The 1,206-nt window shown below is 67.7% G+C and carries 1 protein-coding gene; it reads left to right on the plus strand.

Annotated features, from left to right (window positions below; translation table 11 throughout):
• The coding region (locus ACFXHE_RS44160) for a beta-ketoacyl synthase N-terminal-like domain-containing protein (RefSeq protein ID WP_379391786.1) at positions 1 to 1,206 on the plus strand (1,206 nt) is incomplete at both ends.

Consider the following 1,206-nt stretch of genomic DNA (forward strand, 5'->3'; position numbering starts at 1 on the left):
TCTCGGACTGCCGGCATTGTCACTGGCCTGGGGTCTGTGGGCCCAATCCAGCGGCATGACCGGGCACCTGCACGACACCGACATCGCCCGCATGGGCCGTGACGGGGTCATGGCCATGACCACCGAACACGCCCTGACCCTGCTCGACACCGCGATCACCATCGACGAACCGGCGGTCGTGCCCGCCCGGCTGGACCTGACGACCCTGCGCGCTCAGGCCGCGGCCGCGACCCTGCCGGCACTGCTGAGCGGCTTGGTCCGCATCCGCCGCACCGCCGCCGGCACCGGCACCGCCACCTCCGGACTGGCCCAGCAACTGGCCGGTCTGAACGACGACCAGCAACACCAACTGGTGTTGGATGTGGTGCGTTCCCACGCGGCCGCGGTCCTCGGACACGCCACCGCCACCGCCATCGACCCCGACAAGGCCTTCCGCGACCTCGGATTCGACTCACTCGGTGCAGTCGAATTCCGCAACCGCCTGACCACGGCAACCGGACTGCGACTGCCCTCGACGATGGTGTTCGACTACCCGACACCACAACTCCTGGCCGACTTCATCCACCACCAAACCGCAGATATGCCAGGGGCTAGGAATCAGCCTATTGCGGTAGCCCCGATTGCTGTGTCCGATTCGGAGCCGATTGCGATTGTGGGCATGGGGTGCCGATACCCCGGTGGGGTGTCCTCCCCGGAGGATCTGTGGCGCCTGGTCGCCCAGGGCCGTGATGTGATCGCTGATGTTCCGGCCGATCGTGGCTGGGATATGGCGCGGTTGTACGACCCGGAGCCGGGGGTGGTGGACAAGACCTACGCCCGCACCGGTGGTTTCCTCTACGACGCCGCGGATTTCGATGCCGGGTTCTTCGGGATCAGCCCGCGTGAGGCCCTGGGCATGGATCCGCAGCAGCGGCTGCTGCTCGAGGCGGTGTGGGAGGCGTTCGAACGTTCCGGCATCGACCCGGCCGGACTGCGCGGCAGCGCCACCGGCGTCTTCGCCGGGCTGATGGCGCAGGGATATGTCTCGGGCACCGGCGCCAGAAACGGTGCAGCAGGCGAGGGCGTCGAGGGTTACCGGTTGACCGGCAACAGCGCCAGTGTCGCCTCCGGCCGTGTGTCGTATGTGCTGGGTTTCGAGGGTCCGGCGGTGACGGTGGATACGGCGTGTTCGTCGTCGCTGGTGGCTTTGCATCTGGCGTGTCAGTC

Source organism: Nocardia sp. NPDC059229 (genome assembly GCF_042754165.1).
GTDB lineage: Bacteria > Actinomycetota > Actinomycetes > Mycobacteriales > Mycobacteriaceae > Nocardia.